This is a genomic window from Kribbella sp. HUAS MG21, assembly GCF_040254265.1.
Taxonomy (GTDB): domain Bacteria; phylum Actinomycetota; class Actinomycetes; order Propionibacteriales; family Kribbellaceae; genus Kribbella.
In genome coordinates this window covers 2,028,022-2,042,377 of sequence record NZ_CP158165.1, presented here as the reverse complement: position 1 = coordinate 2,042,377, position 14,356 = coordinate 2,028,022, and the positions used below count along the sequence as shown (strand labels likewise).

Here is a 14,356-nt window from a genome sequence, read left to right as displayed (position 1 = left end):
GTGGGATCGGCCACGTCCGTCGACCGATATGTGTACACCCGGTCGCCACAAAACCGTAGCCCCTCGGGTGTCGGCACCGCCACGTAGGCTTGCCTCCATGCCATCCCCGCGTGTCGCGGAGCCGCTCGCAGTGGTCCCGCTGAAGCTTCCCCGCAAGGCCCCGGTGTACGTCGAGGAGACGCACACCCAGCTGGTCCGCCGGGCCCGCAAGATGCACAAGGTGCTCACCGAGACGTACCCCGACGCGCACTGTGAGCTGGACTTCAGCACCCCGCTCGAGCTGCTCGTGGCCACCATCCTGTCGGCCCAGACCACCGACGTCACGGTGAACAAGGTGACCCCGACGCTGTTCGCCAAGTACCCGACCGCCCAGGCGTACGCCGAGGCCGACCGGGACGAGATGGAGGCGATCCTGAAGCCGACCGGCTTCTTCCGCGCCAAGACGAACAGTGTGATCAAGCTCGGCCAGGCCCTCGTCGACGAGTACGACGGTGTCGTGCCCGGCAAGCTCGAGGAGCTCGTCAAACTCCCCGGCACCGGCCGGAAGACGGCGAACGTGGTCCTCGGCAACGCCTTCGGCGTCCCCGGGATCACCGTCGACACGCACTTCGGCCGCTTGGTCCGCCGGTTCGGGTGGACGACCGAGGAGGATCCGGTCAAGGTCGAGCACCTGATCGGCGCGCTGTTCCCGAAGAAGGACTGGACGATGCTGTCGCACCGGCTGATCTTCCACGGCCGCCGCCGCTGCCACGCGAAGAAGCCGGCCTGCGGCGCCTGCCCGATCGCCCAGTGGTGCCCGTCGTACGGCGCCGGCCCCACCGACCCCGACACAGCGGCGAAGCTGGTCAAGGTTCCCGCCTGATGTTCCGCCGTACGCCGACCCGCACCGGCCGACCGCTCCGCGCAGGGGCGGTCGTGCTGGTGTTGTCGGCGACACTGGCGGCGTGTGGAGCGGAGGCGGCCGATGAGCCGGGTGCGTCGTCGCCCGGGCGGAGCGCCGTCACCGGGGCGGACAAGCTGGAGGCCTGCCCGGCGACGCCCTCGAAGCCGCCGGTCGGCAACGGGCTGCCGGACGTCAGCCTCCCGTGCCTCGGCAACGGGCCGGACGTGCGCCTCGCGGATCTGCGCGGCCCGCTCGTGGTCAACGTGTGGGCCCAGTGGTGCGGGCCCTGCCGTGACGAAGCGCCGTACCTCGCCGCCCTCGCGAAGTCGGGCAAGGTGAGCATGCTGGGCATCGACTACGCCGACCCGCGACCGGAGCTCGCGGTGAAGTTCGCGGCCGAACAGGGCCTCGACTACCCCCACGTCAAGGACCAGGACAAGGCGATCCAGCGGGCGCTGAAGGTCGGCGGCCCGCCGCTGACCGCGTTCGTGAACGCCGACGGCGCGGTCGCCTACGTGCACCGCGGCGTACTGACGTCCCAGCAGCAGCTGGACCAGCTGGTCGAGGACAAGCTGGGAGTCACGCCTTGATCCCGGACTGGTTGGGGCCGCTGGCCAAGGCGTCCGAGGACGTCGACCCGAACGTGCTGTCCCGGTTCCTGCCTCCCGACGACCCGTCGGTGCGGAAGTCCGCGGTCCTGATCTTGCTTGCTGACGGCAACGAGGGCCCGGAGGTGCTGCTCACCGAGCGCGCCTGGACGCTGCGCAAGCACGCCGGGCAGATGGCGTTCCCGGGCGGCGGCGCGGACCCCGAGGACGGCACCGGGGACGCCGGGCTGATCCGGACCGCGTTGCGCGAGGCCGAGGAGGAGACCGGGCTCGACCCGGACGGCGTGGTGCCGTTCGCGATCTGGCCCGCGCTCTGGGTGCCGGTGAGCAACTTCGGCGTGTCGCCGGTGCTCGCCTGGTGGCGGGAGCCGTCGCCGGTCGCGGTCGTCGACCCGGCCGAGGTCGCGTCCGTGCACCAGGTGCCGCTGAGCGCGCTGGCCGACCCGGTGAACCGGATCAGCTGCCTGCATCCGAGCGGGTTCACCGGTCCGGCGTTCACGATCGGCGACCTCTACATCTGGGGCTTCACCGCCGGGCTGCTCGACAAATTGCTGCTGCTCGGCGGTTGGTACCGCGACTGGGACCCCTCGAACGTCGTACCGTTGCCCGACCGACTGGTCGAGGCGGCCTGGCGGAGCGAGGGACGGCGGCCGGAGGACGTACGACGGCTGACCGCCATCGAGCACGACCTCGGCCAAGCGCAGGGTCCCGAGCCGGAAGGTGTGGAGTGAGCAAGCTCGACTGGGCGTTGCTGATCGTCACCGCGCTGGTGGCGATCTCGGGGTACATCGAGGGTTTCGTGCTGGGCGCCTGCGCGACCCTCGGCCTGCTCGGCGGCGCGGCGCTCGGCGTCTGGGGCGTGCCGAAGGTCCTGGACAACTTCTCACCGAGCGTGTCGGTGTCGTTCGCGGCGCTGGTGCTGGTCGTGCTGCTCGCCTCGATCGGGCGAACGCTCGGGGCCCTGATCGGGTCCAGAGTCAGAGACAAGCTGTCGTGGAAGCCGATCCGCTTCCTGGACGCGCTCGGCGGTGCGGCGCTGGCGGCCGCGTCGGTGCTGATCGTCGCGTGGGTGCTCGGTGTCGCGGTCAGCGGAGCGCGGATCCCCAGCGTCACGTCCGCGGTCCGCGGTTCGGAGGTGCTGGCGAAGACCGACCAGGTCCTGCCGGAGAGCGCCGACCGGGCGTTGCAGTCGTTCAACGACGTGGTCAACACCGACCTGTTCCCGCGCTTCCTCGACCCGTTCGTGCCGGAGCGGATCCGGGAGACGCAGCCGCCGGACAGCGCGATCGCCCGGCAGCAGCCGGTCCGCGACGCGTACACCCGGATCGCGAAGGTCACCGGGGTCGCGAACTGTTCGCGCGGCCTCGAGGGCAGCGGTTTCGTCTACGCCCCGCAGCGGGTGATGACGAACGCGCACGTCGTCGCCGGCGTCAGCTCGCCGCAGGTCGAGGTGAACGGCAAGAAGTACGACGCCAAGGTCGTCGTGTTCGACCCGGAGACCGACATCGCGGTGCTCTACGTGCGCAACCTCCCCGAGAAGCCGCTGGCGTTCGACCTCACCGGCAAAGCCGACGCCCCGGCCGTCGTCCTCGGCTACCCGGAGAACGGCCCGTTCGACTCCGAACCGGCTCGGATCCGCTCCGAGGAACGCCTCCGCGGCCCCGACATCTACGGCGACAAGACGGTGACCCGCGAGGCGTTCTCCATCTGGGCATCCGTCCGCCCCGGCAACTCCGGCGGCCCGCTCCTGTCCTCCAAGGGCACGGTCTACGGCGTCGTCTTCGCCGCCTCCGTGGAGGACAACCGCACCGGCTACGTCCTCACCGCCCAACAGGTAGCCGCCAACGCCAAAGCCGGCGCCACCGCCACCCAAGAGGTCTCCACCCAGTCCTGTACCTGATGCAGCACTTCCCGCCGTACGCCGCATTGAAGGGGTATGACGGTGACGACGAGCGGGCTCTCGTTCGAGGAGCTGGTCCGGGCGAGTGAGCGCCGGCTGCTGCGGCTCGGGCTGATGCTCACCGGGAGTGTGCACAGCGCTGAGGATCTCGTGCAGACGGTCTTCGCCCGGGCACACCGGCGCTGGAGCCGGATCATCGAGCTCGACCATCCTGAGGCGTACCTGCGGACGATGGTGGTCAACGAGTTCCTCGGCTGGCGACGGTTGCTGAAGAGCCGCGAGATCGCGCTCGCCGAGCCGGCGGAGGAGCCGTCGGGTGAGGACATCGGCGCCCGGCAGGCCCAGCGCGACGCCGCCTGGCGGCTGCTCGCCAGACTGCCCCGCCAGCAGCGCGCCGTCCTCGTCCTGCGCTACTACGAAGACCTGCCCGACGTCGAGATCGCTGAGCTGCTCGGGATCGCGCCCGGCACCGTCAGGTCGAACGCCACCCGCGGGCTGGCGGCCCTGCGCGCCACCCTGTCTGCCGAGGAGAACTGAGATGCCCAAGCTGACCGACGACGAACTCGGCGAGCTGCTGCGCGAGACCTTCGCCGGCAAGGAGAGCCTTGCCGATCGATTGCCTGAGGCACCCAAGCGGCGTCGTCCGACGCCCGCCCTGCTCGCGGCCGCGGCGGTCGTCGCAGTACTGGCCGGTGTGCTGTACGGCGTCGGCCGCCTGGGCCCGGCCGACCCGGTGTCCCCGGCGGACTCGGTGTCCCCGGCAGCGACCGCCGCGGTAACACGCTCACCGGCGCGTCCGTACACGGTTTCAACGGTGCCGCTGCCGCCCTTCACGAACGGCGGCGAGATCTGGGGTGCCGTGACCGTCGACCTGCTCCGGCGGTTCAAGCCCGACGGCGGTGGCGACTGGGAGGCGGTCCAGGTGAACGGCGGCCATCCCCCGGGGGTGAAACCCGCCATCACCTTCTCGCCCGGGGTCAAGGCTCAGATCGCGGACGCGGTGAGGCCGGTGGCACCAGTGCGCTGGGGCGGCCCCGAGTCTCCGGTCTCGTGCACGCCGGGACGGATACCGATCGTCTTCCTGGATCCCATCGTCTACCGCGGCGATCAGGCAGAGGTCCACACCTTCATGACGTGGGGCTGCGGCGCGAAGTACCAGCAGTCGGTGACCTACCGGGTCGAGAAGGTTGGCGGCAGCTGGAAGGTCACCGCGCGGTGATGGACTTCAGCCACTCCACCAAGAGGCGGTTGAACAGCTCGGGCGCCTCTTCGTGCGGGAAGTGGCCGGCTGAGTTGATCAGTTCGTGCCGGAGGGGTGCCGTGACGAGGTGTGGCGGGGTGGTCGCGCTGCGGGAGACGGCCGCGTCTTGTGCGCCGTGCAGCTGCAGGACCGGTACGGCGACCGGTGTGCGCATCTTTGCCGAGTACTTTCGGCCGTCCGGGCGCAGCCGGGACCGGGCGAACCAGCGGTGGTACTCGAGCGCGCAGTGCGGTGCCGGCCAGACCTGTAGCGCGGCGCGATAGCGGCGCGACGCCTCCGCGTCGGGGAACGTGCCGCCGGGAGCGGACCAGTCCCGCAGCAGTCGTTCGATGTGGATGCCGTCGTGTGCGAGCAGCCGGCGCTCGGGCAGGACCGGCAGCTGGAACCACGCCGTCCGCGCCACGGCCTTGGTCTGCCCGGCCCGGGCGAGCACCAGCGGGTGCGGCGCCGACACCGCGGCCAGCCCGCGGATCTGCCGAGGCGTGAGTACGGCGGCCGACCAGCCGATGAACCCGCCCCAGCCGTGCCCGACGACGACCGCATCCGCCGCGCCGAGCGAGCGGATCACGCCGGACACGTCGTTGGCCGCGGTGTACGGGTCGTACCCACGGGGAGTCTTGTCGCTGGCGCCGTACCCCCGGAGGTCCATCGCCACCGCGCGGAACCCGGCGGCCGCGACGACCGGCAGCTGATGCCGCCATGCCCACCAGAACTCCGGAAAGCCGTGCAGGAACAGGACGAGCGGATCGTCCGCGGCGCCGCAATCCGCGACGTGGAACCGGGCCCCGTTGGCCGCGACCAGTGAGTGCGACCAGGGGCCGTCGACCAGCAGGTCGACGACGCCCGCCGGGCTCAGCGCCGTACGCCCGGCTCAGGCAGGGCGTACGTCTCGTCCTCGTCGCCCTTGCCGATCGCCTTCAGGACCTCGACCGACTCCTTCGAGGTCTCGATGGTCCGCTGCGGACCCTTCGCACTCTTCAGCATCCGCATCCCGATCAGCACCAGGATCGCGCCGATCAGCAGGAAGGCGCCGGCGACGATCAGGAACGCGATGGCCGGGTGCAGGCCGGCCGCGGTCAGCCCGTACGCCGCGGCGATGCACAGCAGGATCACCGCGAGCAGCGCGAGGAACCCGGCGGCCGCGAACATCCCGGCTCCGGTCCCGGCCGCGACCGCGGTCTTCTTCAGCTCGGTCTTCGCGAGCTCGAGCTCGCTGCGGACCAGGCTGGACAGGTCCTTGCTGGCGTTCGCCACCAGCTGGCCGACCGTGGGCTCGTCCCCGTTCTGCCCCATCGACATCGCAACTCCTTCCGTCCGTGCCCCGACACTACCGCTCGGCGCGCGCGTCAATCGGCGTACGCGCGGTTGCGGCGAGCCAGGAGCAGGGCGGCGATCAGCGCGGCCGCGACCGAGCCGATCAGGACGGCGGCCTTCGCGCGGTCGACCTGGGCGGCGTCGTCCCCGAACGCGAGCTGGGCGATCAGCAGCGCGACCGTGAACCCGATGCCGGCCAGTACCGACACCGCGGCGACGTCCCGCCAGGCCAGGTCCGAGTTGAGTTCGGCCCGGGTGAAGCGGGCCGTCAGCCACGACCCGCCGAACACCCCGATCGTCTTCCCGAGCAGCAGCCCGGCCACGACTCCGATCGCGACCGGATCGGTCACGAGCTGCCGTACGGCGTCCGCGCTGAGCGTCACGCCGGCGGCGAACAGCGCGAACAGCGGTACGGCGACGCCCGCCGACCACGGCCGCAGCCGGTGCTCGATCCGCTCGGCGGGGGCGTGCTTCTCACCGGGATCCGCGACCACCCGGGTGACGAGCCCCAGCGCGACGCCGGCGATCGTCGCGTGGATCCCGGACTCGTGCATGAACCACCAGGCGGCGAGGGCGATCGGCACGTAGAGGAACGGCGTACCGACGCGGCGCCGCTGGAGGACGTACCAGAGCGCGATCAGGGCGACGGCGGCGAGCAGCGGGATCAGGTGGAAACCGTGCGAGAAGAACACCGCGATGACCAGGATCGCGCCGAAGTCGTCGACCACCGCGAGCGTGAGCAGGAACGCGCGCAGCGCGCTCGGCAGCGACGAGCCGACGATCGCGAGGACGGCGAGTGCGAACGCGATGTCGGTCGCGGTCGGCACCGCCCAGCCGTGCGGCTTGCCGGCGTCGGCGACCAGGTTCGTGATCAGGTAGATGATTGCCGGGAGCACCATTCCGGCGATCGCCGCGACGACCGGGACGACGGCCTCGTTGAGCTTCGACAGGGTGCCGACGACCAGCTCACGCTTGAGCTCGACACCGGCCAGGAAGAAGAACAGCGTCAGCGCACCGTCGGAGGCCCAGGCCTCGACGGTGAGCGGGCCGAGGTGGACCTCCCGCAGGTCGTGGTACGCATCCTGCCACGGCGAGTTCGCCCAAGCCAGGGCGATGACGGCGGCGGCGAGCAGCAGGAGTCCGCCGGTGGTCTCGGCGCGCAGGGTGTCGGCGAGAATCGCTCGCTCCCGCCCGAGAATCCGGGGGAAGGCACGCCTGCGCTGCCGGATCCGTGCGTGCTGGCTCATGGGTCGGCCCTTCGTTCGGGATCGCTCGGACGAATGCCGACCAGACTTCCCGGCGCACCACCAGCATTCTAACGGTCGGCGTTTGCCCGGACAGCGGGTTTCGGGCAGGGTTGGGCGCGGTGCGCCGGGAAGTCTGGTCGGCAAACCCGTGCCCCGGCCGGGGTTCGGGTCCGTTGCCGTTGTCCCGGAGGCGCCGTGCTGTGTCAGAGGTCTGTGAGGGACATCACCGAACTCGCGGCTCCCGACGTAGGCTGCAGGTGTGCACGGAGAGCAGATGGCCGAGGACTTCCCGGTCGTGAAGCTGGACGACGACGCGCTGGAGGCGGCCCGGCTGCTGGCCACGCGGCGCCTGCCCGGGCTGATCGTGACGAAGCCCGACGGTTCGCCGTACGCCGTACTGCCCGCGTCGCAGGTGGTGCGCTTCCTGGTGCCGAGCTACGTGCAGGACGACCCGTCGCTGGCCCGGGTGATCGACGAGCCGCTGGCCGACCGGGTGGCCGACAAGCTGAGCGGCCTGACGGTCCGCAAGCTGCTGCCGGAGGAGCCCCGGGAGATCCCGGTCGTGAACCACGACGACACGCTGCTGGAGATCGCCGCGATGATGGCGCGCCTGCGCTGCCCGCTGGTCGCCGTACTCCGCGACAACCAGATCATCGGTGCCATCACGGCGTCCCGTCTGCTGGAGCTCGCCGTCACCACGCGCTGACCTGCGGGGCGGCGCGATGACGATCATCGCGATCGCGGTGTTCGTGGTCGCGTACGTGCTGATCGCGACCGAATGGACGCACAAGCTGCTCGCCACGCTCGGCGGCGCGGCCGTCCTGCTCGCCCTCGGCGTCACCGACTCCGAGCACGCGTTCTACTCGCCGGAGACCGGGATCGACTGGGACGTCGTGTTCCTGTTGTTCGGGATGATGGTGATCGTCGGCGTGCTCCGGAGGACCGGCGTCTTCGAGTACGTCGCGATCTGGGCGGCCAAGCGCGCGAAGGGTTCGCCGCTGCGGGTGATGATCCTGCTGACGCTGATCACCGCGACCGCCTCGGCGTTCCTCGACAACGTGACCACGGTGCTGCTGATCGCGCCGGTCACGCTACTGGTCTGCGACCGGCTCGGCATCGACCCGATCCCGTTCCTGATCGCCGAGGTGATGGCGTCGAACATCGGCGGCGCCGCGACACTGATCGGCGACCCGCCGAACATCATCATCGCCAGCCGCTCGGGGCTCACCTTCAACGACTTCCTGCTGCACATGGCGCCGCTGGTCGCGATCGAGCTCGTGGTGTTCACGCTGGTGCTGCCGCGCCTGTTCAAGGGGTCCTTCGGCGTCGATCCCGCGCGGGTGGACGACGTCATGCGGCTGAACGAGCGGGAGGCCATCGAGGACCGGGGGCTCCTGATCAAGTGCGGCGTCGTCCTGCTGCTGGTGTTCACCGGCTTCGTCGGCCACGCGGCGTTCCACGTCGAGCCGTCCGTGGTCGCGCTGCTGGGCGCCGGACTGCTCGTGCTGATCTCGAAGGTCCCGACCCGGGACTACATGTCCAGCGTCGAGTGGCAGACGCTGCTGTTCTTCGCCGGTCTGTTCGTGATGGTCGGCGCGCTCGTGAAGACCGGGGTGATTGCGGACCTGGCCGGCTGGGTCGGCTCGGTGACCGGCGGGCACACGCTGCTGGCCGCGATGCTGATCCTGTTCGTGTCGGCGCTGTTGTCAGGTGTCATCGACAACATCCCGTACGTCGCCACGATGAGCCCGGTCGTCGCCGACCTCACCCGGGGGATCGCGCACCCCGGGCAGGCCGACGCGCTCTGGTGGGCGCTGGCGATCGGCGCCGACTTCGGCGGCAACGCGACCGCGATCGGCGCCAGCGCGAACGTCGTCGTGATCGGGCTGGCGCTCCGGGCCGGGCATCCGATCAGCTTCTGGGCGTTCACCCGCAAGGGCGTGGTGATGACCGCGATCACGATCCTGGTCGCGGCGCCGTACCTCTGGCTGCGCTACTTCGCGTTCTCCTGAAGGATGTCCGCGAGGGCCCGGAAATCCGGGGCGCTGACGTCCGGTGCGGAAAACGTTTTAGGGTACGGCGTTCCGCGCCGGTCGATGTAGCACGTCTGCAGCCCGGCCCGGTGTGCGCCGTCGATGTCCCACGGGTGCACCGCGGCCAGCGCCATCCGCTCGACGGGGACGCCGCAGACCTCGGCGGCGTACCGGTAGGCGTCTGCGTGTGGCTTCCAGCGGCGCGGCACGGACACGTCGAGCCGGTGCTCGAGCAGCGGCAGGATTCCGCCGTTGCGGAACACGTTTTCGGACATCGCTGCAGCGCCGTTCGTGAGCGTCACGATCCGGATGCCGGCCTCGTGGATTCTTCGGAGTCCCGGCTCCACGTCGGGGTGCAGCGGCAACCGGGTGAATCCGGAGAGCACCGTCGTCACGGTTTCCTCGCTCGGCTCGATCCCAGCCACTACGAGCTTCGCCTCGAGGAGCTCCGCGGCGAGGTCGCGGAAAACGACGTACTCGCCGACCGTGGCGAGGGCGAACCCGTCCCGCAGCATCTCCGCGAACCAGATGTCGAGTGTTGCGCGCGGCAGCCCGGCCGCCTCGAACCCGTCCCGCAGCGGCTCCATGTCGGTCAGGGTCTCGTTGACGTCGAGCACCAGTACGTCGATCATCACGGCTCCTCGCCATCTTGGATCGGTCGTTCCAAGATATGCTGCTGGGTATGGCGGATGTCAAACATTTCGACGAGGCGGAGGTACTGGCCACGGTCGAGCAGCTGTTCTGGCGGCGCGGGAGCGCGGCGACCGGGATCCAGGACGTGGTCGCGGCGACCGGGCTCAGCCGGTCGAGCCTGTACAACGCGTTCGGCGGCAAGGACGACCTGTACGCGGCGGCCGCCCGCCGGTACCTCGAGCACCGGTCCCGGCCGATGTTCGGGCAGCTGGCCGCGGACGGGCGCGGTCTCGTCGCGGTACGCGCGTTCTTCGACCAGTTGCTGCGGCTGCGGTGCTCGGGTGAGTACGCGGGCTGGGGTTGCATGATGGCGAACGCCAACGCCGAGGACCCGCCGGACGCCGTGCGGGCCGTGCTGTCCGAGCATCACGCCGTACTGCGGGACGCACTGGCTGCCGCGCTGAAGGTTGCTGAGGGCAACGGGGAGTTGCGGGCGGGGGTGGAGGTGGTCGGGGCAGCGGAGTTGCTGACGCTGCTGTCCTACGCGATCAACCTGCGGTCGCGGTCGGGTGCGACGCGCGCACAGCTGCGGTCGGCGGTCGACGCTGCGCTGACTGCCCTCGCGGCCTGATCAGTCGGTCCACGCCCGGGGATCGGGGCCCTTGGGGACGATGCCGGTCGGGTTGATGCTGTCGTGGGTGACGTAGTAGTGCCGCTTGATCTGGTCGAAGTCGACCGTCTCGCCGAAGCCGGGCAGCTGGTACAGCCGGCGCGCGTACGCCCACAGGTTCGGGAACTCGGTCAGCTTCTGCCGGTTGCACTTGAAGTGCCCGTGGTACACCGCGTCGAAGCGCACCAGCGTCGTGAACAGCCGGACGTCCACCTCGCGCAGCGTGTCGCCGAGCAGGTACGTGCGGTCCGCGAGCCGCTTCTCGAGTACGTCGAGCCGCGCGAACAGGGCGTCGTACGCCTCGCCGTACGCCTCCTGGGTGGTCGCGAAACCACAGCGGTACACGCCGTTGTTCACGTCCCGGTAGATCTCGTCGATCAGCTCGTCCATCTCGGCGCGGTCGGCGGGGATCAGCTGCGGCGCGCCGGCGCGGTGGTACTCCGTCCACTCGGTGGAGAGGTCGAGAGTGATCTGCGGGTAGTCGTTCGTGACGACCTCGCCGGACAGCGTGTCGACGATCGCCGGCACCGTCACGCGGCCGTCGTACGACGGATCGGTGCGCAGGTACGCCTCCGACAGGAACGCGATGCCGAGCACCGGGTCGCGCCCGTCCGGGTCGAGCGTGAACCGCCAGCCGCGGTCGTCGCGGATCGGGTCGACGACCGCGAGACCGATCGCGTCCTCGAGGCCGAGCAGCCGGCGGACGATGATCGAGCGGTGCGCCCACGGGCAGGCGAGGCTGACCACCAACCGGTACCGGCCCGGCTCGACCGGCCAGCGGCCCTGGTCGTCCGGCCCTTCGCCAGGCGCCGCGGCGGAATCGCGGGTGATCCGGCCGGTGAACCTGTTGCCCTGGCGTTTCCACTCGCCGGCCGACGAGGTCTCCTGCGCGAACTGTCCCGGGGTCATAGCGCTAAAACTACCCCTGCTGCGAATTGGCTGAGGGTGTGGACGGTCACTGGCCGTGAAGTGGCACCGGACGTTACAGTCGGGCTGACAAGGTCGTCCGCGACAACGTCGTCGTGGATGTCTTGCGCGGTAGGACACGCCGCGGCCCGCGTACCCCGGCAACCGGTTTGCCGGGCAGATTCCCAGGGATACTTGACCTCATGGCCCGCCCACGGAACAACCCCGGCGACCTCGCCGAGCTCCCTACCGAGCTGCGCCCGGATCGTCCCAAGGGTGACCAGATCCGCGAGATTCTGAAGAACCTCACCCGCTCGCTGGCCGTCGGCACCGTGCTGCCCTCCGAGCGCGTGCTCGCCGAACGCTTCGGCGTGGCCCGGATGACCGTCCGCCAGGAGGTGGACCGCGTCGTCGCCGAAGGCCTCGCCAACCGGCGCCCCGGCGGCGGCACGTTCGTCGCCGAGCCGCGCCCGTCGCGGATGCTCGCGTCGTCGTTCAGCCAGGACATGATCAACCGCGGCATCAAGCCCGGCGCCAAGGTCCTCGAACACCGCGTCGGCGCCGCCGACGAGGACCTCGCCCGCGAACTCGAGGAACCGGTCGGCACCCCCGTCCTGCACCTCGTCCGCCTCCGCACCGCCGACGGTGACCCGATGGCGATCGAACGCACCGCCCTCTCCCTGAACCGCTACCCCGGCCTCGACGAGATCGACTTCGCCGAGAAGTCCCTCTACACCGAACTCTCCACCAGGTACGGCGTGACGCTCGGCATGGTCTCCGCCTCGATCGTCGCCGCCCCACCCGACCCGACCGACGCCGAACTCCTGGAGATCGACAACACCACCCCCTGCCTGATCATCACCTCGGCTCCCCGCACCGCCACCGACCAGGTCATCGAATTCGGCATCTCGACATACCGCTCAGACCGCTACGACATCACCGTCGCGTACCGCGCGACCTGAGGTGTGGTGAGTGTGCGAGGTGGTCGACCCACGCGTGCTACGCAGACGCTTCCCTCGTCACTCCACTCCTCAGCACACCTGCTACGCGCGCTCCCACCCCGTGCTTGACGCCCGGAACCTTCTTTCCGGCTAGCGCCGGGCCCTCCGGCTGACACCGGTACATGCGGCTGACGCCGGTACATGCGGCTGACGCCGCGGGTTCCGGCGAACGCCGCGTTCTTCCGGCCAGCGCCGGGCCCTCCGGCTGACGCCGGTACATGCGGCTGACGCCGCGGGTTCCGGCTGACGCCGGTCATTCCGGCTGACACCGGGATCCATCCGGCTGACACCGGGAGTTGCCGGCTGCCGCCGGCGTCATGCGAGCTACCGCTCGCGAGCGACTGCCAAGGTCACGCGCCGCCGACGAACCGGGCGCAGTGACGAGACCACGCCGCGACCACAATCACGCCGCCGCGCGCGACCGCAGCCACGCCGCGCGACCACAACCACGCCGCAGTGCGCGACGGCAACCACGCCGCGGGGGCGCGACCGCAACCACGCGGCGGGGGCGCGACCGCAACCACGCGGCGGGGGCGCGACCGCAACCACGCCGCCGTGCGCGACCGCAGCCAGGGTGTCGTGCCTGCTCGTGGGATTCCCGGCCGCCATCGCTCGGCCCGTGCAATTCCACCCGCCGCCAGGTGTTGTCGGCTCCAGACGCCAACTGTGCATAGCAAATGGTGACCGGGAACATGCAATGCCATATCGCCAGTCACCATTAGGTATTCCCAGAACGACGAGGCTCGGGATGTCGACCAGCGGAAGGATCCGGCCCGAGGCCAGGGCGTTGGCCGAGAGGAACTGCAGCACTGATCCGTCAGCTGGGTTGGCCTATAGCGGCACCTGTACAGCGGGCCGCGTAGCGGGCGACGAAGGAGCTCGCGTAGCGGACGCGAAGTAGTAGGGCGCCGGCCGAGAGGTGCCCCGCGAGCGGCAGCTCGCAACAGGTCGGCGGCCGCCGACAACTCCCGGCGCAAGCCGGAAACCCCGGCGCAAGCCGGAAGAACCGGCGCAAGTCGGAAGAACCGGCGTCAGCCGGAAGCCCGGCGCATGCCGGAAGACAACCGGCGCGAGCCGGAATCTCCCGGCGCAAGCCGGAACAGATGTCCGGGCGCTCAGCCCGGGGTGGGTGGGAGCGCACGGAGCAGCTGTGCTGAGGAGCGGAGCGACGAAGGAAGCGGCTGCGTAGTGCGCGGGGGCTATACGTTCAGGCTGCGTAGGACGTTGGGGGTTTGGCCGCGTTCTGTCAGGCGGGTGACTACTTCTACTGTTAGGGCCTGGAGGAGTAGGACGCCTACCAGGGTGGAGGTGGCGCCGGTGGGTTCCGGCGTACCGGGGACTGTGATGAGGGCGTCGCCTGGTACGCCGCAGTTGTCGATGACCACGTCGGCGGTTTCGAAGAGGCGTTGGCCGCCGGGAGCTCGGGACGTGACCGCGTTGGAGTGCGCCAGCGACGTCAGCGCGATCACCTGCACGCCACGTTCCCGCGCGCCCAGCGCGAACTCGACCGGTACGGCGTTCCGCCCGGAGTTCGACGCGATGAGTACTACGTCGCCGGCAGCCAGCGGGTTGATCTCCAGCAGTACGTCGGCCAGGCCGGGGAGCCGCTCCAGCAGCGAACTCTTCTGCAGGCCCTCGTGCAGCATCAGCCCGGGTTCGAGGATCGCGCGTACGTCGGCCAGCCCGCCGGCCCGCCCGTACAGTTCCTCGGCCAGCGTGTGGCTGTGCCCGGTCCCGAAAACCCAGAACGTCCTCCCGCCGGCGAGCGCGTCCGCGACCAGCCCGGCCGCTACCCGGATCGCGCCCAGCTGCGTGTCGGCCGCCTGTTGCGCGATCGCCAACGCCTTGCCCAAGTACTCCTCGGCCCCAGCCATGCCCCGAACCTATCGTCCGGCCGCCG

At 70.4% G+C, this 14,356-nt stretch carries 16 protein-coding genes; 10 read left to right on the top strand and 6 right to left on the bottom strand.

Annotated elements, in window-relative coordinates; translation table 11 throughout:
- Positions 1-97 precede the first annotated feature (97 nt).
- Genes nth through ABN611_RS09660 form a run of 6 tightly spaced genes read left to right on the top strand, consistent with a single transcriptional unit; the run spans position 98 to position 4,610 of the window.
- Entirely contained in the window at positions 98-862 is a 765-nt protein-coding gene (nth, locus tag ABN611_RS09685) for an endonuclease III (protein WP_350279477.1), read from the top strand.
- On the top strand, positions 862-1,473 hold the full coding sequence (locus ABN611_RS09680) for a TlpA disulfide reductase family protein (RefSeq protein WP_350279476.1): 612 nt from the start codon (positions 862-864) through the stop codon (positions 1,471-1,473). Before nth ends, ABN611_RS09680 begins: the two co-directional genes overlap by 1 nt.
- Entirely contained in the window at positions 1,470-2,222 is a 753-nt protein-coding gene (locus tag ABN611_RS09675; RefSeq protein WP_350279475.1) for a CoA pyrophosphatase, read from the top strand. Before ABN611_RS09680 ends, ABN611_RS09675 begins: the two co-directional genes overlap by 4 nt.
- Positions 2,219-3,391 carry a MarP family serine protease gene (locus ABN611_RS09670; RefSeq protein ID WP_350279474.1) on the top strand — a complete coding sequence of 391 codons (1,173 nt, stop codon included), beginning with the start codon at positions 2,219-2,221 and terminating at the stop codon, positions 3,389-3,391. Before ABN611_RS09675 ends, ABN611_RS09670 begins: the two co-directional genes overlap by 4 nt.
- Positions 3,392-3,427: 36 nt before the next feature.
- A complete protein-coding gene (locus tag ABN611_RS09665; RefSeq protein ID WP_350279473.1) occupies positions 3,428-3,928 on the top strand; it encodes a SigE family RNA polymerase sigma factor in 501 nt (166 codons plus the stop codon).
- 1 nt (position 3,929) lies between these two features.
- Positions 3,930-4,610: a hypothetical protein gene (locus tag ABN611_RS09660; RefSeq protein WP_350279472.1), complete on the top strand. Its 681-nt coding sequence runs from the start codon at positions 3,930-3,932 to the stop codon at positions 4,608-4,610.
- On the opposite strand, the gene ABN611_RS09655 is transcribed toward ABN611_RS09660, so the two are convergent.
- Genes ABN611_RS09655 through nhaA form a run of 3 tightly spaced genes read right to left on the bottom strand, consistent with a single transcriptional unit; the run spans position 4,597 to position 7,213 of the window.
- Positions 4,597-5,454 (bottom strand): alpha/beta hydrolase, encoded by an 858-nt coding sequence (locus ABN611_RS09655; protein WP_350281620.1) that lies wholly within the window; start codon positions 5,452-5,454, stop codon positions 4,597-4,599. The two genes, ABN611_RS09660 and ABN611_RS09655, sit on opposite strands and share 14 nt — an antisense overlap.
- 50 nt (positions 5,455-5,504) lie before the next feature.
- Positions 5,505-5,951, bottom strand: coding sequence for a phage holin family protein (locus tag ABN611_RS09650; RefSeq protein WP_350279471.1), 447 nt, complete (start codon positions 5,949-5,951; stop codon positions 5,505-5,507).
- A 47-nt stretch (positions 5,952-5,998) separates the two neighbouring features.
- Positions 5,999-7,213 (bottom strand): Na+/H+ antiporter NhaA, encoded by a 1,215-nt coding sequence (gene nhaA, locus ABN611_RS09645; RefSeq protein ID WP_350279470.1) that lies wholly within the window; start codon positions 7,211-7,213, stop codon positions 5,999-6,001.
- Between the two features lie 259 nt (positions 7,214-7,472).
- On the opposite strand from nhaA, the gene ABN611_RS09640 reads away from it, so the two are divergent.
- Both ABN611_RS09640 and ABN611_RS09635 read left to right on the top strand, forming a co-directional pair.
- Entirely contained in the window at positions 7,473-7,919 is a 447-nt protein-coding gene (locus ABN611_RS09640) for a CBS domain-containing protein (protein ID WP_350279469.1), read from the top strand.
- 16 nt (positions 7,920-7,935) lie between these two features.
- The gene (locus tag ABN611_RS09635) at positions 7,936-9,225 is read left to right on the top strand and encodes an ArsB/NhaD family transporter (protein ID WP_350279468.1); all 1,290 of its coding nucleotides are present in this window, start codon (positions 7,936-7,938) and stop codon (positions 9,223-9,225) included.
- On the opposite strand, the gene ABN611_RS09630 is transcribed toward ABN611_RS09635, so the two are convergent.
- Entirely contained in the window at positions 9,207-9,878 is a 672-nt protein-coding gene (locus tag ABN611_RS09630; protein WP_350279467.1) for a haloacid dehalogenase type II, read from the bottom strand. The genes ABN611_RS09635 and ABN611_RS09630 overlap by 19 nt on opposite strands.
- Positions 9,879-9,928: 50 nt before the next feature.
- Between ABN611_RS09630 and ABN611_RS09625 the strand changes: the two genes are divergently transcribed.
- On the top strand, positions 9,929-10,510 hold the full coding sequence (locus tag ABN611_RS09625; protein WP_350279466.1) for a TetR/AcrR family transcriptional regulator: 582 nt from the start codon (positions 9,929-9,931) through the stop codon (positions 10,508-10,510).
- Here the strand turns inward: ABN611_RS09625 and ABN611_RS09620 are convergent, their stop codons facing one another.
- Positions 10,511-11,458 (bottom strand): glutathione S-transferase C-terminal domain-containing protein, encoded by a 948-nt coding sequence (locus tag ABN611_RS09620; protein ID WP_350279465.1) that lies wholly within the window; start codon positions 11,456-11,458, stop codon positions 10,511-10,513.
- 200 nt (positions 11,459-11,658) lie between these two features.
- Here ABN611_RS09620 and ABN611_RS09615 point away from each other — a divergent pair, with 200 nt between their 5' ends.
- Positions 11,659-12,417: a GntR family transcriptional regulator gene (locus ABN611_RS09615; protein ID WP_350279464.1), complete on the top strand. Its 759-nt coding sequence runs from the start codon at positions 11,659-11,661 to the stop codon at positions 12,415-12,417.
- Between the two features lie 1,238 nt (positions 12,418-13,655).
- Here ABN611_RS09615 and ABN611_RS09610 read toward each other — a convergent pair.
- Positions 13,656-14,330 carry an SIS domain-containing protein gene (locus tag ABN611_RS09610; RefSeq protein WP_350279463.1) on the bottom strand — a complete coding sequence of 225 codons (675 nt, stop codon included), beginning with the start codon at positions 14,328-14,330 and terminating at the stop codon, positions 13,656-13,658.
- Positions 14,331-14,356 lie beyond the last annotated feature (26 nt).